Raw genomic sequence first — 1,592 nt, 5'->3', positions numbered from 1 at the left:
CTCAAACTTCGCACATAGATTTTAGCTATGCACCTTGAAAATTCAATATCTGGCAGTATTTAGTTGTCAATGTTCAGTCAATTATGCCACTTGCAGCTTCGATTTTAAAAGTGCAGGTATTGCATCCATAAATGCTTTTACCAGCTCGTCGATTTTTTCATCAGATATATCTATCTGATCCACAAGCAGAGTTCTGAACATTTGAAGCAGTATTTGAAAAGCCTGTATCCATGTGATATCAGACATCTCATCAGAAAAGTATAAAAACAGTTCCCCCATAGAACGGGTATCATTAGATTCCCGGTTCTCCAGGGAAAGCATCATATATCTTGTAAAAACGATTGCTGTATGGGCAGTCATTGCATCATAAGATAGGGATCTGCATTCTTTACTTAGATTAAGATAGCTCTTGCAGACTTTAAAGAATACTTCAATATCCCAACGTTTTCCATAAATGCGGATAATCTCTTCTTCACTCAGACTCACGTCTGTGGAAATGAGACAAAGATATTCCTTTCTCTTGTTTTTGTTACGGATATAGACCACTTTGGCAGGGATGGTTTTTCCTTCCTTTACAACATCTACCATGACGGAAAGCAGATACCGGGAACGTCCACGCCGTTTCCTGTTTTTCTTGTAAATAGTTGTCAGCGGCATATCTTCGCTGTTATACCGGAAGAACATTTTAGGTGTTTTCTTTACCATTGCAATTACATCATATCCGATTTCTTTGACAGCATGAAGAGAGCTTGGAGAAGAGAACCAGCTGTCAAACAGAACGTATTTAGCCGGAATACCAGCCTTTTTAGCAGATTTTAAAAGTTCCAGCATGGCGATCGTTCCTTTCTTGACAGCAAGCATACGGCGCTTATATCCAACCGTTCTTTTATCCGTTTCCTTTGCTTCATTGATTCTGTTCTTTTTATTTTCGGTGGAGAGAAGGACACTGTTGACCGGGAGAAAAGTGCTTCCGTCTGACCAGCCTAATGTAAGCATGCGAAAACCAAATTTATAACAATGTTTTGCATGGTCATATACCTTTGCAAGAAGTTCCACTTTTTTGGAACGGTTACGTTCAAACATGGAATCGTCAATGATCAGTACGTTGACACGGTCTGCGGAATCAAGTGGAGCAATGGCATCCCTAATGATTCGGCTGGATAAAACCGTTGTGAACCGAATCCAGTTAATCTGGAGCATTTTCATAAAACGATAAACCGTATCTTTTGCAAAATCCGGTGAGTCTTTTCCAATCAGCAGGTTCATATACATACTTCTGTTTGAAAATATCAAAAGAAACAGATACTGAAAAATCAGTGCTGCAGAAATTCCCTTCTTTTTGTAGGCATTAGCAGTTTTCAATGCAGAAGAAAGATGAAACCGTGTAAAAAATCTTCTGATAGATTTCGAAATCTGGTTATCATTTTGATTGTCTTGTGTTATACTTTTATTCATAGCATGAGCCTCCGGATATATGATTGTTTCTGAACAACTCAATTATATCAAAACCAGACGGTTTCATGCTATTTTTATGTCAGTTATTATTGAATTTTCAAGGTGCATAGGTACTTATTCAAGTGCGAAGTTTGAGT

Annotated in this window: 1 protein-coding gene; it reads right to left on the bottom strand. The window is 38.1% G+C overall.

Annotated elements, in window-relative coordinates; translation table 11 throughout:
- Window positions 1-81: 81 nt before the first annotated feature.
- On the bottom strand, window positions 82-1,455 hold the full coding sequence (locus VSQ61_RS22630; RefSeq protein WP_159749856.1) for an IS4 family transposase: 1,374 nt from the start codon (window positions 1,453-1,455) through the stop codon (window positions 82-84).
- Between the last annotated feature and the right edge of the window lie 137 nt (window positions 1,456-1,592).

The sequence above is a fragment of the Candidatus Merdisoma sp. JLR.KK006 genome, from assembly GCF_036941035.1.
GTDB lineage: Bacteria > Bacillota > Clostridia > Lachnospirales > Lachnospiraceae > Laedolimicola.
This window is presented reverse-complemented; position numbering and strand designations above follow the sequence as displayed.